Source organism: Citrobacter sp. UYEF32, assembly GCF_040546205.1.
Lineage (GTDB): Bacteria > Pseudomonadota > Gammaproteobacteria > Enterobacterales > Enterobacteriaceae > Phytobacter > Phytobacter diazotrophicus.
On sequence record NZ_JBEPNI010000002.1, the window covers coordinates 284022 to 297724 of the forward strand.

Sequence of the window (13703 nt, forward strand, 5' to 3'; positions counted from 1 at the left end):
GAACATTTCAGGGCTTTACAGATGCATCGGGGATGTTTATAGTGCGCCTCATTCCGGAAGTGTGGCCGAGCGGTTGAAGGCACCGGTCTTGAAAACCGGCGACCCGAAAGGGTTCCAGAGTTCGAATCTCTGCGCTTCCGCCAGATTAAACAAGGGCTTACCATTAGGTAAGCCCTTTGTTTTTGAGGCGAAGAATAAAAAGACTTTTCGAGAAGAATAGCTCACCCCGCCATTTGCCTTAACAGTGACTTTTCCCAATAAGCGCGCGATCACATCTCAGACAGATTTGCACTCTTCGGTTATAGATCAGCACCTGACTTTCTGTTTTGGTCTGCTGAATAAAACTCCCCTTATCAGACATCTGCATCCAGCCCAACCCCAGCACAGCAGCTTGCCGCGTCAACTTTTTGGACTCAAATAATGCGTTAAAACTGATCATGGTCTTTCCTCAATTGATGGATTTGCGCTGGTCAGGCGCGGCTAAAACGGAATGTGGTGCATGTTTTGCGCCATCGGATTGGGTATACCCGTCGTGGAGACCATGAGCTTATTTCTGGTATGCGGGTTTAAATACAGATGAGTCGAAAGCGTGGTGGTATGCGCTTGCATAGCGACGCCTGTGATATACTTTCTGCCGAGCCACGGCATAGTCGTTGGTCTTTCCTCGGCGCGGGATTGGTCTCCCGTTGCCACTACCCGATGGATTGGTCTCCGCTCGGGGTAAAAGAGCCCACTTCGGTGGGCTTTTTTACGTCTTTAAGGTTGTGGTGTCAGGTGTTTATCTTCTGATTGCTGTCAATGCAACTGCAATTCACTACGGGGCTTACCTCGGATCTTTTGTCTGTCTTTCCAGACTGTCAGAACGTTTTACTGAACAACTACCGCGTGGTTAGTGCGTTGTTGGTGTGATTAATTTAGTTAAATCTAACTTTCAATGCAACTTTAAAATTAGCTAAAACGAACAAAGTAAGCAAAAATAAAGTTATGTAATTGAAAAATAAATAATTATTTATTGTTTCTTGCTTTGAGCAATTCTTCGAACAACCGATTGAAATCTGCCACTTTTTCACGCAAGTCGGACAAATGTCGCTCTTTTTCAGACTCGGGAAGGGATGCAAATAGCGATAACAGCTCTTTTTCACTCTCGTTTAGCTGATTTTGCGGGGGGATGGGGTCGCCTGGGGCGCTGTTTTCATCGCCGTAAAGAATCCATGTAGGCGAGCATTGCAGGGCCGAACTAAGGGAAAAGAGGTTCTTGCCCCCAGGTTCACTATCTCCAGTTTCCCATTGTGAAATAGTAACATGCGCGACTTTAACCAGTTTGGCTAACGCCCTCTGGGTAAGATTCAATTCTTTTCTGCGCGCTCTAATGCGCTCACCTGGCATCGTCATAGTTAGATAATTCTAAATTCCCTTGACTTCGTTATCTCGAACACCTAGCTTGTTAGAAAAATCTAACAAACGGGAGGGGACATGTTAACAAGCGAAGCGATCAAACATTTCGGTAGTAAGAAAAAGCTTGCTGAGGCCGCCGGTGTGAAAGCACCGACCGTATATGCATGGGGTGAGTTGGTGCCCGAAGGTAAAGCCGCTCGATTAGCGCTGATCACAGAAGGGGTTTTGAAATATGACCCTGAGGCTTACAAAAATCGCATTCATTCAACCCATGATGCAGCTTAGCAACAGGAGCTGGCCGATTGTAAATGACCGCTGCGCGGCTGTTCGATGCGAGAGACCGAGCGCAGCACGTTGCATGCGCCTTACAGACCCAGCAGGAAACACAGCGCCTGACCAGCGTTTAACTGTGCCGAGGAAAGACCAATGCAAACACAATGTATTACATGGCCTAATGGCTTTCGCCTGAATGCTGAGCCGGTATTTATTTCTGACGAACAGGAAGTTTATGTGGTGCAGATTTACGCGGAAAACCAGGACGTCCCTGGATTGCGAAAAGCTGAAACTCGTAAACAATGCCTGTCGACAGCTAATGATGAATACGTGGGCCGATACCAGGCTGAATTGTTGGGGATCTAACGATGAGCATGACGCTGACAGCCCGCGCCATGAGCATTAAAACGGGCAACCCAATTCGTAAACTGGTCCTTATCAAGCTGGCTGATAACGCCAACGACAACGGTGAATGCTGGCCGTCGTACCAACATATTGCCGATCACTGTGAATGCAGCCGTAGTGCCGTGCGCGAACATGTTGAAGCCCTGATTGAAATGGGCTTGCTACAAAAACTTAATCGTCCAGGCGTTAAAAATGGAAAGGGCAATGCATCAAACATTTATACGTTAAATCTTGATAAACCTGTGCCGCGAAAAAGCACACCCCCTGTGCCACAAGAAAACACAGCTATGCCGCCAGGCAGCACTCCCCCTATGCCAGTTGGCGGCACCAGAATCGGTCACTATTTTGAATCAGCCATTGATCCAAAAGATCCCCCTTATCCCCAGCGGGAGGAGGATATGGGAATTCACGCTGACGCTCAAAAAGCCCTGGACTACTACAACGCCAAAACAGAGACCCGCTGCCGTGACATGAAACCGTTCGTTGTATTGCTGACACCGACAAGCACCCGGACAGCATATAGCCTGGACGACATCAGACTGGTTATTCGCTGGGTGCTGGCAACCTGGAATCGACGCGGCACCGGCTTACCAAAACCGGTGAATATTTGCCGCGTGAACCGGTTCGATGGATACATCGCTGACGCTGAAAAATGGGCCATTACTGAGGCAAACATTGATCCGGCGGCTGTCATGGAGGGTTTCAATCAAATTTTTGCCGGGCTTATGCCGATGGCAGAACTGGACGCTGACCGTCGTCGCTCAATTATCCGTCTGGCTGCGCACATGAAAAACCAGACAACCGGGGCATTCCTGGGGTACTTCGAGAGATTCCGTGAAATCGCTTCTGATTTTTATTTCGGTGGTGAACACGACGACGGCTGGCGTGCCAGCTTTGATTACCTAATGAAGCCTGAAACACTCCGCAAAACACGTGAGGGGGCACTGTGACGCCGCAGGAACTGGAATCAATCGTGCTGGCCGGGCTGTTGAACGGCGGCGCAACGCCAGACGCGTTTGACGTTATAGCCACGACGCCAGATACGGCATTCAGCACTGGATTTTACCGCCGGGCATTTGCTGAGATTAAAAAACAGGCGCTCACGGACGGCTTGATCGACCTGCTGTTTGTGAGTGAGGCGCTGGGCGGGCAGGGGACCCTGGGTAACCTGGCGGAAATCTGCAAACAACCTGCTACTGTGCCGAACCTCAAGGGATACGCCGCAAAAATGGTTAAGGCATGGCGTAGTCGAGAAATGGCGCGCTTGCTTCAGGATGGTGCTGACGGCATACGCAATGCCGTCAATCAGGACCAGCGTGACCAGATCACAGAGAACACTATCGCGCAGTTGCTGGATATGACCGCCGACACCGGCCATGTTCAGCCGGTGCACATCCAGGATCTGTTACCGCGCTACATGAATACGGTTCAAAAACGGATAAATGGTGATGCTGAAATCCGCAATTTAATGACAGGCATAGAAGACCTGGATCGGGCGACAGGCGGCATTAATACCACCGATTTAGTGGTTGTTGCTGGCCGCCCGGGTATGGGAAAAACCGAATTCAGTCTGAACATTGTTCATGCGGTCTCCGGACGTGGCGGAGGCGCGCTGGTTTTCAGTATGGAAATGCATGCCGGGCAAATTGTCGAGCGCTCGATCGCAGGCACCGGGAATATGTCAGTTTCGCGCCTGCGTAATCCGAAAGATATGGAGGATGGGGACTGGGCGCAACTGACCAGCGCGCTGGAACTACTGAATAACAGGGACATATGGATTGTTGATGCAACGGATCTCACCGTTGAGCAAATCCGGGCTATCGCCGAAACCCATAAACGGCGTTATCCGCATCTGTCCATGATCATGGTCGATTACATGGGCCTGATTAAAAAGCCCAAAGCCGAGCGTCACGATCTCGCCGTCGCGCACATTTCCCGAAGCCTGAAAACCATGGCGATGCGCCTGCATACCCCGGTATTTGCCCTGAGCCAGTTATCCCGCGCCGTGGACACGCGCCCGGCGGCACAGCGCCGTCCGGTCATGTCTGATCTTCGCGATTCTGGCTCTATCGAGCAGGACGCTGACAGCATTCTGTTTTTATACCGCGAGGACGTTTACAACCTGGATAAGCCACCAACTAACGTTGCTGAGGTCATCCTTGGAAAATCCCGCTTTAGCGCAGCCGGGACAGTAATTTATCAGGAATTCCGTAACGGGCATTTCCTGCCCATTGATCAGCATTGCGCAAGAGAGAAAACCCGCATTCAACTGGAGGCAAGCCGTCCTAAAAAGCCACACCGTTACGACCAGAAGTACAGCAAAGAAGCCTTTTAACCGCGCCTGACCAGCGCCGTTGACCAAACCGAGGAAAGACCATGACCGCTATTATCTATGTTGACCGCACCAAATACGCCGACGACGGTTGCGACTGGACTCATGTCATTGTGTGGCATATGAAGGCCGGTGCACGCGCGCGCAGCCGCTCCGTGTTGGTTCCGGCACCGCCGCCGTTTGCTGCGCCACAGGTTACAACCGCTTTGCCTGAGGTATGTTCTGCTAAAGAAATCGCAGCCTGATGTCATAACCTGTCAGAAAATCATGATAAAACCGCCATTACAGGTGGTTTGTTAACCTTTTGGTAATAAAAGGAAATTTTGTAAATTTTCCTGAAATAGTGATCCTAAGTATTTGCACTACGGATGATTGGAGAGTATAAATACTGTTATTATATACAGTATTCTGAGGTGACACGTGATTGAAATTGAGGAGGTAACAGAGCAACTCCCAGCGGATGGACGTGTCCTTATAACGTGTAAAAACGGTGTTATCTGCAGCGTGCGCCAGGTGCACGAAAATGAACATGTGGCATCACTTAATGCTCTGATTGAAATAGCAAAAATGGCTGGTTACACGATCACTAAAAACGGGTGCGTTAAGCTATAAATGTGGGCTGGCCTGAACAACCAGTCACCACTTACTGAACAATTGCTGCGTTAACGGGAGAACCGATGGCGCAGTATAGCTTTATCAAATCTACTGGCGGGGTATTCATTCCCGCTACACCCGACACACGGGCCTTTATCAATTCAAAGGTTAAACCGGGTGCTGTTTTGTATGCTGATTTCAGGCAAGCGCGTAATCCGGCGTTTCACCGGAAATTCTTTGCGCTCCTTAATCTGGGCTTTGATTACTGGCAGCCTGGCGGCGGTGCAATTTTTTCGGCCGATAAGACGCTGATTCGAGGTTATGTACAGCTCGTCGCACACCATGCCGGGCATGAGAAAACCCTTCTGCAATTAGCAGAGCGATATCTTCGCGAACAAGCCGGGATACGCGCCAGAAATAGCAGTCTGGTGAAATCCTTCGACGCGTTTCGGGCATTTCCCACACCGCAGGCCGCTGAAAACGCCGCCGCTCAGTTGCTGGATTACGCCGCATGAAAAAAGTCGATCTCACTAACCACGTGTGCGGGCGCGCACTCATCGTCCGCACTCCTCGTCTCTGTAAATTCAATCCCAGTACCGGCGCTCCGGCGCATTATTGCATCGCAGAAACCTTCGGCACGCCGAGGGGATTTTTCGCACTCAGTAAATCTGGAGAGAAGGGGTTTTTAAAATGAAACTGGAATCATCACTCAAACATTTTAGCCCTCAGGGTATGCAGATTAGCGACAGCATAAAAGGGACTTCTCCGGATCGTCTTACTGGTACTGATGTTAAAGCTGCCATGGGTACCACCAGCACACGGGCACGCTTTGGACTTGCCGCTTTTTTGGGTAAAGCTGGCGTTAGCAAATCTGATGAGCAACTGGCGGTGCAGATGCTGGTACGGCACGCAATGGAGATTGCACCGAAGAATGTCCGAAAGGCGGCTGGCGGGCAATTCAGTCATTGTATGTTGTTGCTGGCTCAATTCGCTTTCGCGGATTACTCACGCTCGGCGGCAACTGACGCAACCTGCTCTAGTTGCAACGGTACCGGAAAGACGACCAGGACGCAGGTTACACGTAAAGTCTCTTATCCGTGGGGAAAGGCGCCTTACTGGGCCAGCCGATCCCGCGCGGTTCATCCGTCCGACTGGGAAAAATGGACAGAGGTAACGGAGATTTTCCCGGTCAAATGCGAAGCCTGCGAGGGCAAAGGCCTACTAAGCGCCCGATGTCGCTGTGGCGGTAAAGGCGAGATACTCGACCGTAAGGCGACGAAAGAAAAAGGGGCTCCCGTATTCAAGACATGCAAGCGTTGCAATGGCCATGGATTTTCGACAGTTTCTTCCGCAACGGTCCATCGTGCCATCCTGACGTATTTACCAGACCTTCATCAGTCGTCATGGTCACGCAACTGGAAGCCGTTCTTTGAAAGGCTGGTGGATACGCTTCATAAAGAAGAAAAACATGCTGCGTCAGAATTCGAGAAGGTGACCTCTTATTAATGCGCCCGGATAAATGACGATAACTTTTTGCATGACACTGTTGACTTTGCATAAACGTGTCCTGTATGATTTAAATAATGGGTATTAACGCCCGAAAGAAATAAATTATAAAACCCTGCCTTCTGGCGGGGTTTGTTGTTTTTGTGCATTGTTGTTTTTGTGAACTGTTGTTTTTGTGCATTGAATACCATTGTTCAACGTCGGGTTACAAACCCTGAACTGGCCTGAATGATTGATGCGCGACCGCAGGATGTAATGCGTATTCTGCACTTACACCATTCAACAACAATCGCCACCTTCCAAAACGCGCTGGTGGCTCTCGGGCAAACCCTTGAGCTGAGCGCAGCGTAAAAAATATTAACGTAAACAAAGGCTCGCTTCGGCGGGCCTTTTTCATTTCTGGCCTCGGGAATCACACGCAACCTTCACTTTTTACGAAAGAGCCCGAAGGCCAGATCTCTCTCATATAACACCCCGACTCAATCGGAGGTGAATCTATGGCTAAGTGTATGCACGATAAAGAGGGTATTGCCGGGGTTACCTGGATTGTTCTGCTGGTCATTGCCGGCTGGGGCGGCCTGGTTCGCTATCTGATCGATATCAGACAAAACAAAGCAGCATGGAGTTGGGTAAACGCGTTAGCTCAAATGGTCGTCTCAGGTTTCACCGGTGTCATTGGTGGGTTAATTAGCATTGAAAGTGGCCTGAGTATTTACATGATTCTGGCTACTGCCGGAATTAGCGGCTCGATGGGATCGGTCGCCCTGACGTATTTCTGGGAGCGTTTTACCGGAGTAAAAGTTCAATGAATCTCAATCAGTTCCAAAAGGCGGTCCCCATTGACGCCGGTTCAGCTTCGCGCTGGCTCCAGCCACTTAACGACGCGATGGCCGAGTTTGGCATTACCAGCACAATCGACCAGGCGATGTTTATTGCCCAGGCCGGACATGAAAGCACCAGCTTTAGCGCGCTGGTGGAAAATTTTAACTACAGCGTTTCAGGTCTTGCGGGTTTTGTCCGTGCGGGGCGTATCACCCCGCAGCAGGCTCAGGCACTCGGACGCAAGCCTGATGAGAAAGTTTTACCCGTTGAGCGTCAGCGCGCGATTGCCAACCTGGTTTACAGCAAGCGTTTTGGTAACACCGCTCCCGGTGATGGCTGGAAATATCGGGGACGTGGACTGATTGGCATTACCTTCCTGAACAATTACCGGCGCTGTGGTATCGCGTTGAAAATCGACCTTGTTACCTCTCCTGAACAACTGGAACAGGAGGTAAACGCCGCGCGATCCGCCGCGTGGTTTTACGTCACTCACGGCTGCCTGAAATATCCCGGCGACGTGGGCCGGGTCACGCAAATTATTAACGGCGGTCAGAACGGCATCGGTGATCGCCTTGACCGTTACAACCGCGCAATATGCGCATTGGGGGAATGATGGTTATCGAAAACTGGAAACAAAGCTGGAAGTTATTCAGCGTTCAGGCTCTTGCTGTCGCCGGGACAATTCCCGTTATCTGGTCACAATTACCCGATGACGTCAAAGCAATGATCCCTGCGAGCTGGATGGGTGCAATCACTGCGGTTGTGGCGGTGTGCGGCATCGTTGGTCGCCTGGTAAAACAGCCTGCAGCTTCGGACCCGAAGTGATGGGCGCCCTGGAAGCCATTATCGGCGGCATTATCACTCTGGCCCTTCTTCTGTTTGGTGCACACCGTATCGGAAAGAGTCAGGGTAAGGCAGAGGCGCAGGCCAACGTGCAAGAGCAGACCGCTGCCGCTGCTATCGCCGCCACTAAACGCCGGGTTGAAGTCATCAAAGAGGCCAGCGATGTACAGCAGACTGTTAACCATATGCCTGATGACGATATTGATCGGGAGCTGCGCGACAACTGGACCCGCAAAAGTTGACGTTATCGACACTGCCTGCGACTGGGTAAAGCCAGTCTACCTGACTTTAGAAGACATCCGGGTAATGGACCCGAACACAAAGAAAGACATCCTGATTCATAACAATTCCTGGCGTAGTCACTGCGCTGCTGAAACAGAATTCCCACCTCACTAAAAGAGGTCACGGCCAGCATCATTCAGATCTAAGGAAACGTAATGAAAAAATGTATTTTTGCATTTATCTGCCTTTTGTCTTTATCTGCTCACGCTGAAAAATACCTGACTTATCCTGACTCCCCGCGGGCTTAGCCCTGCAACCGAAAACTGCAACAACAAAATGAAAGCCAGCAACCGGCGCGACGCGTTTTAGTGGCGTTTCGTTGAGTTAGGTACGTCGAGCATTCCCCCGCACCCCTTTGTGCGGCCTGCGTTTGATTCATGCAGAAAGAGGCGGCACGAACTGTTCCTGGCTGGATGAACAGAGACATTAATGAGGGGCTATCAAAATGACGGAGGCAACAATTTATGCCCTGATCGGTGCACTAGCGAACGGTCAGGTTTATCCCTATGTGGTACCGCTGAATGCGCAGAAGGAGCCTACAGTAAATCCACCCTGGGTTATCTTCTCGCTGCCTACTGTTACAGTGACCGATATGCTTTGTGGGCAGGCTGAATCAACCGTTTCGATTCGGGTGGATGTTTATTCGCTGGATGTGAATGAGGCACGTGAAATCCGTGATCAGGCACTTGCCAGTCTGTCTGTTCTTGGGTTGGAACATATCAAAAAGTTGCAGCTATATGAACCTGAGACCCGTCTTCATCGCGCCTCGCTCGAGGCAACTGTGATTGTCTGAATCGTCATGCATCATCAATCTACTAACCCGCACTGGCGGGTTTTTTTACGTCTGGAGAAAATATGACCAGTAAATATGAAAAAACAAAGGGTACGAAAATTGGTATCTCTAATGCCCCGGTTACCGAAGCCGATTTCGCTGCTGCCGGTTTTCCGACGGCAGGCGTGACATTCCTTGAAGCTGAATGTGCCACGAAAGAGATCAGCTATACAGGTGGCCAGAAAAGTGACATCGATGTCACCACGCTTTGCTCAACCGAGCAGGAACAGATCAATGGGCTGGCGGCGCCGGCAGAAATGTCCATTTCCCGTAACTGGGTAGGCGACGAAGAAGCGCAACTATCGCTGCAGACTGCGTATGAGAATGACGAGCTGCGTGCGCTGAAAGTCGTTTTTCCCTCCGGTAATGGCTTTTATGTGCTGGTAGAGGTTCGTCAAAGCAGTTGGTCTGCAGCGACATCTCAGGTTGTTAGCGCAACCTATTCGCTGCGCGTGAAAGGCAAGCCAAAACGCATCACCGCGCCAGCATCTGGTTCTTAAGCGCCTTCGGGCGCTTTTCCTTTAATTGAAACGCAGAGAGTATAAAAATGTTGAATTTACGTGAGCTAGCTCTGGCATCTAATTTGGCTTTCCGCACTAAAAGCATCACTGTTCCTGAATGGGATAACGCAAAAGTCATTCTTCGCGAACCCTCTGGCGAAGCATGGGCACGAGTCAGGGATTTTATCGCCCCAACAGTCACGGAAGATGAAGAGCCTGTGAAGCTGACAGAAACACAGGCGTTTATCCGGAATAAAGAAGCAGATGCGATTCTTTTCGTTGATGTGCTTCTGGATCAAGACGGGAAGCGGGTTTTTTCTGACGATGATGTTGGTGTTGTCGCCGAAATTTACGGACAGGTTCACAGACGCCTTCTTGGTGTTGCGATGTCGCTGAGCATTGATCAGGATCAGGCCGAAAAAAAGTAAAACAACCCTTCACCTTTTTCCTCATGGCTCTGGCACTCCGATTGGGGCGCACCCTTCACGAACTTCGCAGCACAATAACCGCCAGCGAGCTGAAAATGTGGATTGCCTATGACCGTCTGAGCCCCATTGGCGACTGGCGTGGTGACGTTCAGGCAGCTCAGATATCGGCATCGGTATTCAATGCCCAGCGCGGTAAAGCGAATATAGCTGACCTGCTGCTGAAATGGGGAGGGGAGGAAGAGGATGGGGAAGGAGATTCTGAGCTTGAAAAATGGATGTCTGATCTTTGATGCCCGCTGAGCGCGGGCTTTTTTAGGGGGGAAATATGGCTACGCTGCGTGAAGTGATCATCAAAGTCTCCGCTGACTCCGGCTCGTTTCAGAGCGAAATCGCTCGCGCCTCACGGATGGGGCTGGATTATTCCAAAATAATCGAGCAGGGCGGTAAGCAGGCGGCAGCCGTCACCAGGGAAACACAGCGATCGATTGCCGCACTGAATACCGAGCTTGTCAGCGCCAAAACTACGGCGACGGGGCTGGCTGGTGTTGCTACCAATAAGCAGGGTGGTTTTGACCCGCAGGATAAGGTGCGTTCTGAGCCGGATAACTCTGAGTCAGCCCGCTGGACGCGGCGTGTAGTTGGCGTGAAGGAATCGAACGATCAAGTTGAGGTGCTGAAACAACTTACCGAAGCTGTGCAGAAATTTGACGATGAAGCTAATACAACGATGGATACCGCTGGATTGAGCGACAGGCAGCGGCAACGTTATGGCGAAGAATATCAGATAAAGCAAACCTTCGAAAAGGCTGGCGGTAATAATTCCAACGAAGCCCGCACCAAGCAAGATGCAGCGCTGACTTCGCTTAATAAGAAGTACAAGGCTATTGAGAAGTCAGAAGGCGACTGGCGTAACGGTGTTTCTCGGGGGTACAACACCTGGCTTGAGGAAATGTCGAATATTTCCGGGACCGTGTCGGATGGCGTTAAATCATCGCTAAATGGTGCATTCAGTAACGTTACGTCAATGCTGGAGGGGAATAAGGTCTCCTGGAAATCCTGGGGTATTTCGATTCTGCAAATCCTTGAAAAAGTCGCGCTGCAGATGGCAGTGGTTAATGCACTCGGCACTTCTGGTGCATCAGGTTCTTCTGGTCTGCTTGGTTCTCTTTTCAGCGGAATAGCCGGGTTTATCGGTGGCAGCACATCTTCGGTTATGTCTTCAACATCCAGCACGGTTGTTACAGGACAAAGTTTCTCCGTACCTACGCCTCATCTCGCAAATGCCCTGGGTGGTGTGTACGACTCACCGTCACTCAGTGCATACAGCAATGGTGTTTACAGCACCCCGAAAAAATTCGCATTTGCCAAAGGCGCGGGAGTTTTCGGAGAGGCAGGACCAGAAGCCATTATGCCACTGACCAGAGCCTCTGATGGCTCTCTTGGCGTTCGTGCTGTTAGTTCAGATGTAAATAACGTTCAGACGGCAGGCGGTTCGCCGCAGGTTTATATCACCATTGAAGGCAATGGTAATACCAGCGTTCAGACTGGTGGCGGTATGACAGAACAATTTGGCAAGGAGATTGGTAGTTATGTTGAGCGCCGTTATCGCGAGCTGATGGCGCGTGATATTTCCCCAGGCGGTGCCGTATGGAATCTGGCTAAAGGAGGTCGTTAATGGCTATCGAAACATTTACCTGGTGCCCGCGCATCAACCCGGAGCAGGAAGTCAATTTCCGAACACGCAAAGCACAGTTTGGGGATGGTTATGCGCAGGTTTCCGGCGATGGACCTAATCCGCGCTCGCAACAGTGGAATCTGGAGTTTACGGGGAACGAAGCCTATATCGCTGCGATAAAAGCTTTTCTGGACAGGCATGGCGGGGTGAAAGCATTTCAGTGGACGCCACCCCTTGAACCGTTGGGCTTATACCGTTGTGCGGGCTATAAGCCCACGCCACTGGGCAACAAAAAATACACCCTTTCCGTGACCTTTGAACAGGCGTTTGCACCATGAATCTAAACAATGATTATCAGAAACTGGAACCGGGTAACACCGTTCGGTTGTTTGAGGTGGACGGTACCGCGTTTGGCGTTGGCGAGGTTTTGAGGTTTCATAATCACAATATTCCCCATGCAGAAGCGGAAATAGTCGCTGCTAGTGGGGATGAGTCAAAACTTCCGGCTAAATCCATCTGGTGGCAGGGTATCGAGTATTCGGCGTGGCCCTGCCAGATTGACGGACTGGAAAAATCGACAACCGGTAGTGGCGCCACGCCAAAACTGACAGTTGCAAACCTTGACGGTTCCATCACGGCGCTTTGCCTTGCATATGACGACCTGTTGAAAGCGACGGTCACGATACACGACACGCTGGCACAGTACCTTGATGCGCGAAATTTCCCATCCGGTAATCCAACTGCAGATCCCACTCAGGAAACATTGCAGGTCTGGTATATCGACGGGAAGAATACAGAAACGTCAGAGGCTATCGAGTTTCGGCTAACCAGCCCGATGGATCTGCAGGGATTAATGATCCCGACGCGCCAGCTTCATTCTCTCTGCTCCTGGTGTATTCGTGGTAAGTACCGCAGCGGTGATGGCTGTGACTATGCAGGTACGAACTACTTCGACAAAAACAACAACCCGGTAACTGATCCTTCATTAGACCAGTGCAACGGCACGCTAACGGCCTGCAAGTTACGGTTCGGGGAAAATAACGAACTTTCCTTTGGTGGATTCCCCGGCACGTCACTCATCAGGAGCTGATATGCGTCAGAAAACCATAAATGCCATCATGGCGCATGCCGCTAGTGAATATCCCCGTGAGTGTTGTGGTGTCGTGGCGCAGAAAAGCCGCATTGAGCGGTATTTCCCGTGTCGGAATCTTGCCGTGGTGCCGGAGGACAATTTTGTCCTTTGCCCGAAAGACTACGCCGCAGCCGAGGACTGGGGAACGGTAACGGCTATCGTGCATAGCCACCCCGACGCGACAACACAGCCCAGCGAACTGGATAAAGCGCAGTGTGATGCAATGCTTTTACCCTGGCACATCGTGAGCTGGCCGGAGGGGGATTTGCGCACTATTCAGCCTCGCGGAGAACTGCCGTTGCTGGAACGTCCATTCGTCCTCGGTATTTACGATTGTTGGGGGCTGGTGATGTCCTATTATCGGCAAACCTACGATATCGAATTGCCGGATTACCGTGTTGATTATGCGTGGTGGGAGGACCAGTACCCCGACAATTTATATCAGGATAACTGGCATAAATGCGGGTTCAGGGAAGTGACTGGTGCCACACAGCCGGGTGATGTTGTGATCATGCAGGTGCAGGCCAACAAATGGAATCACGCCGCTATTCTGTTGGAAGGAAACATGATATTGCATCATATGTACGGAATGCTTAGCAATCGTGTTCCCTATGGGGGGTATTGGCAAGACAGAACTGTCATTCTCTTGAGGCATATAAATCTGCTATCATGATGCATGATTAT

General features: G+C 50.8%; 20 protein-coding genes, 1 tRNA gene and 1 pseudogene. 21 read left to right on the forward strand and 1 reads right to left on the reverse strand.

The genetic code is table 11. The annotated features are described in order from the left end of the window. Positions 1-55 precede the first annotated feature (55 nt). Positions 56-143, forward strand: a tRNA-Ser gene (locus tag ABIB59_RS05560). 862 nt (positions 144-1005) lie between these two features. On the opposite strand, the gene ABIB59_RS05565 is transcribed toward ABIB59_RS05560, so the two are convergent. Further along, the gene (locus ABIB59_RS05565; protein ID WP_502910492.1) at positions 1006-1386 is read right to left on the reverse strand and encodes a helix-turn-helix domain-containing protein; all 381 of its coding nucleotides are present in this window, start codon (positions 1384-1386) and stop codon (positions 1006-1008) included. An 87-nt stretch (positions 1387-1473) separates the two neighbouring features. On the opposite strand from ABIB59_RS05565, the gene ABIB59_RS05570 reads away from it, so the two are divergent. The 20 genes and pseudogenes from ABIB59_RS05570 (at position 1474) to ABIB59_RS05665 (ending at position 13692) form a co-directional block, all read left to right on the forward strand. After that, positions 1474-1680: a Cro/CI family transcriptional regulator gene (locus ABIB59_RS05570; protein WP_039078602.1), complete on the forward strand. Its 207-nt coding sequence runs from the start codon at positions 1474-1476 to the stop codon at positions 1678-1680. 141 nt (positions 1681-1821) lie between these two features. Next, positions 1822-2034 carry a hypothetical protein gene (locus tag ABIB59_RS05575; RefSeq protein WP_039078603.1) on the forward strand — a complete coding sequence of 71 codons (213 nt, stop codon included), beginning with the start codon at positions 1822-1824 and terminating at the stop codon, positions 2032-2034. Between the two features lie 2 nt (positions 2035-2036). Continuing rightward, the gene (locus ABIB59_RS05580; protein WP_354034372.1) at positions 2037-3023 is read left to right on the forward strand and encodes a helix-turn-helix domain-containing protein; all 987 of its coding nucleotides are present in this window, start codon (positions 2037-2039) and stop codon (positions 3021-3023) included. Then, a complete protein-coding gene (locus ABIB59_RS05585; protein ID WP_079496792.1) occupies positions 3020-4408 on the forward strand; it encodes a replicative DNA helicase in 1389 nt (462 codons plus the stop codon). The genes ABIB59_RS05580 and ABIB59_RS05585 overlap by 4 nt, the downstream gene beginning before the upstream one ends. Positions 4409-4449: 41 nt before the next feature. Beyond that, positions 4450-4650, forward strand: coding sequence for a hypothetical protein (locus tag ABIB59_RS05590; protein ID WP_039078606.1), 201 nt, complete (start codon positions 4450-4452; stop codon positions 4648-4650). Between the two features lie 432 nt (positions 4651-5082). Next, positions 5083-5514 carry a DUF1367 family protein gene (locus ABIB59_RS05595; protein WP_222555765.1) on the forward strand — a complete coding sequence of 144 codons (432 nt, stop codon included), beginning with the start codon at positions 5083-5085 and terminating at the stop codon, positions 5512-5514. Beyond that, positions 5511-5693: a hypothetical protein gene (locus tag ABIB59_RS05600; RefSeq protein WP_354034374.1), complete on the forward strand. Its 183-nt coding sequence runs from the start codon at positions 5511-5513 to the stop codon at positions 5691-5693. Before ABIB59_RS05595 ends, ABIB59_RS05600 begins: the two co-directional genes overlap by 4 nt. Further along, entirely contained in the window at positions 5690-6505 is an 816-nt protein-coding gene (locus tag ABIB59_RS05605) for an antitermination protein (protein ID WP_039078607.1), read from the forward strand. The genes ABIB59_RS05600 and ABIB59_RS05605 overlap by 4 nt, the downstream gene beginning before the upstream one ends. Positions 6506-7014: 509 nt before the next feature. Beyond that, on the forward strand, positions 7015-7314 hold the full coding sequence (locus ABIB59_RS05610; protein ID WP_143348910.1) for a phage holin family protein: 300 nt from the start codon (positions 7015-7017) through the stop codon (positions 7312-7314). Continuing rightward, entirely contained in the window at positions 7311-7940 is a 630-nt protein-coding gene (locus ABIB59_RS05615) for a glycoside hydrolase family 19 protein (protein ID WP_107224529.1), read from the forward strand. The genes ABIB59_RS05610 and ABIB59_RS05615 overlap by 4 nt, the downstream gene beginning before the upstream one ends. Beyond that, a complete protein-coding gene (locus tag ABIB59_RS05620) occupies positions 7937-8152 on the forward strand; it encodes a DUF7940 domain-containing protein (protein WP_079496788.1) in 216 nt (71 codons plus the stop codon). The genes ABIB59_RS05615 and ABIB59_RS05620 overlap by 4 nt, the downstream gene beginning before the upstream one ends. After that, the gene (locus ABIB59_RS05625) at positions 8152-8412 is read left to right on the forward strand and encodes a hypothetical protein (protein WP_354034940.1); all 261 of its coding nucleotides are present in this window, start codon (positions 8152-8154) and stop codon (positions 8410-8412) included. Before ABIB59_RS05620 ends, ABIB59_RS05625 begins: the two co-directional genes overlap by 1 nt. 485 nt (positions 8413-8897) lie before the next feature. Then, the gene (gene gp17, locus ABIB59_RS05630) at positions 8898-9245 is read left to right on the forward strand and encodes a tail completion protein gp17 (protein ID WP_354034377.1); all 348 of its coding nucleotides are present in this window, start codon (positions 8898-8900) and stop codon (positions 9243-9245) included. Positions 9246-9307: 62 nt separating this feature from the next. Beyond that, entirely contained in the window at positions 9308-9784 is a 477-nt protein-coding gene (locus tag ABIB59_RS05635) for a phage tail tube protein (RefSeq protein WP_354034379.1), read from the forward strand. Between the two features lie 47 nt (positions 9785-9831). Beyond that, positions 9832-10212 (forward strand): phage tail assembly chaperone, encoded by a 381-nt coding sequence (locus ABIB59_RS05640; RefSeq protein WP_354034381.1) that lies wholly within the window; start codon positions 9832-9834, stop codon positions 10210-10212. Positions 10213-10235: 23 nt separating this feature from the next. After that, positions 10236-10502, forward strand: coding sequence for a phage tail assembly protein T (locus tag ABIB59_RS05645; protein WP_354034383.1), 267 nt, complete (start codon positions 10236-10238; stop codon positions 10500-10502). Positions 10503-10855: 353 nt separating this feature from the next. Continuing rightward, positions 10856-11887 (forward strand): annotated as a pseudogene (locus tag ABIB59_RS05650) (phage tail tape measure protein); the annotation flags it as partial. Further along, positions 11887-12225 carry a phage tail protein gene (locus ABIB59_RS05655; RefSeq protein ID WP_354034387.1) on the forward strand — a complete coding sequence of 113 codons (339 nt, stop codon included), beginning with the start codon at positions 11887-11889 and terminating at the stop codon, positions 12223-12225. The pseudogene ABIB59_RS05650 and the gene ABIB59_RS05655, both read left to right, overlap by 1 nt. After that, complete coding sequence (locus ABIB59_RS05660) at positions 12222-12977, forward strand: phage minor tail protein L (RefSeq protein WP_354034388.1); 756 nt, start codon at positions 12222-12224, stop codon at positions 12975-12977. Before ABIB59_RS05655 ends, ABIB59_RS05660 begins: the two co-directional genes overlap by 4 nt. 1 nt (position 12978) lies before the next feature. Beyond that, entirely contained in the window at positions 12979-13692 is a 714-nt protein-coding gene (locus ABIB59_RS05665) for a C40 family peptidase (RefSeq protein ID WP_354034390.1), read from the forward strand. Positions 13693-13703 lie beyond the last annotated feature (11 nt).

Coding starts and splice junctions, on each gene's coding strand:
- ABIB59_RS05565 (WP_502910492.1), bottom strand. CDS start 1,386: ATGCCAGGTGAGCGCATTAGAGCGCGCAGAAAAGAATTGAATCTTACC.
- ABIB59_RS05570 (WP_039078602.1), top strand. CDS start 1,474: ATGTTAACAAGCGAAGCGATCAAACATTTCGGTAGTAAGAAAAAGCTT.
- ABIB59_RS05575 (WP_039078603.1), top strand. CDS start 1,822: ATGCAAACACAATGTATTACATGGCCTAATGGCTTTCGCCTGAATGCT.
- ABIB59_RS05580 (WP_354034372.1), top strand. CDS start 2,037: ATGAGCATGACGCTGACAGCCCGCGCCATGAGCATTAAAACGGGCAAC.
- ABIB59_RS05590 (WP_039078606.1), top strand. CDS start 4,450: ATGACCGCTATTATCTATGTTGACCGCACCAAATACGCCGACGACGGT.
- ABIB59_RS05595 (WP_222555765.1), top strand. CDS start 5,083: ATGGCGCAGTATAGCTTTATCAAATCTACTGGCGGGGTATTCATTCCC.
- ABIB59_RS05600 (WP_354034374.1), top strand. CDS start 5,511: ATGAAAAAAGTCGATCTCACTAACCACGTGTGCGGGCGCGCACTCATC.
- ABIB59_RS05605 (WP_039078607.1), top strand. CDS start 5,690: ATGAAACTGGAATCATCACTCAAACATTTTAGCCCTCAGGGTATGCAG.
- ABIB59_RS05610 (WP_143348910.1), top strand. CDS start 7,015: ATGCACGATAAAGAGGGTATTGCCGGGGTTACCTGGATTGTTCTGCTG.
- ABIB59_RS05615 (WP_107224529.1), top strand. CDS start 7,311: ATGAATCTCAATCAGTTCCAAAAGGCGGTCCCCATTGACGCCGGTTCA.
- ABIB59_RS05620 (WP_079496788.1), top strand. CDS start 7,937: ATGATGGTTATCGAAAACTGGAAACAAAGCTGGAAGTTATTCAGCGTT.
- ABIB59_RS05625 (WP_354034940.1), top strand. CDS start 8,152: ATGGGCGCCCTGGAAGCCATTATCGGCGGCATTATCACTCTGGCCCTT.
- gp17 (WP_354034377.1), top strand. CDS start 8,898: ATGACGGAGGCAACAATTTATGCCCTGATCGGTGCACTAGCGAACGGT.
- ABIB59_RS05635 (WP_354034379.1), top strand. CDS start 9,308: ATGACCAGTAAATATGAAAAAACAAAGGGTACGAAAATTGGTATCTCT.
- ABIB59_RS05640 (WP_354034381.1), top strand. CDS start 9,832: ATGTTGAATTTACGTGAGCTAGCTCTGGCATCTAATTTGGCTTTCCGC.
- ABIB59_RS05645 (WP_354034383.1), top strand. CDS start 10,236: ATGGCTCTGGCACTCCGATTGGGGCGCACCCTTCACGAACTTCGCAGC.
- ABIB59_RS05655 (WP_354034387.1), top strand. CDS start 11,887: ATGGCTATCGAAACATTTACCTGGTGCCCGCGCATCAACCCGGAGCAG.
- ABIB59_RS05660 (WP_354034388.1), top strand. CDS start 12,222: ATGAATCTAAACAATGATTATCAGAAACTGGAACCGGGTAACACCGTT.
- ABIB59_RS05665 (WP_354034390.1), top strand. CDS start 12,979: ATGCGTCAGAAAACCATAAATGCCATCATGGCGCATGCCGCTAGTGAA.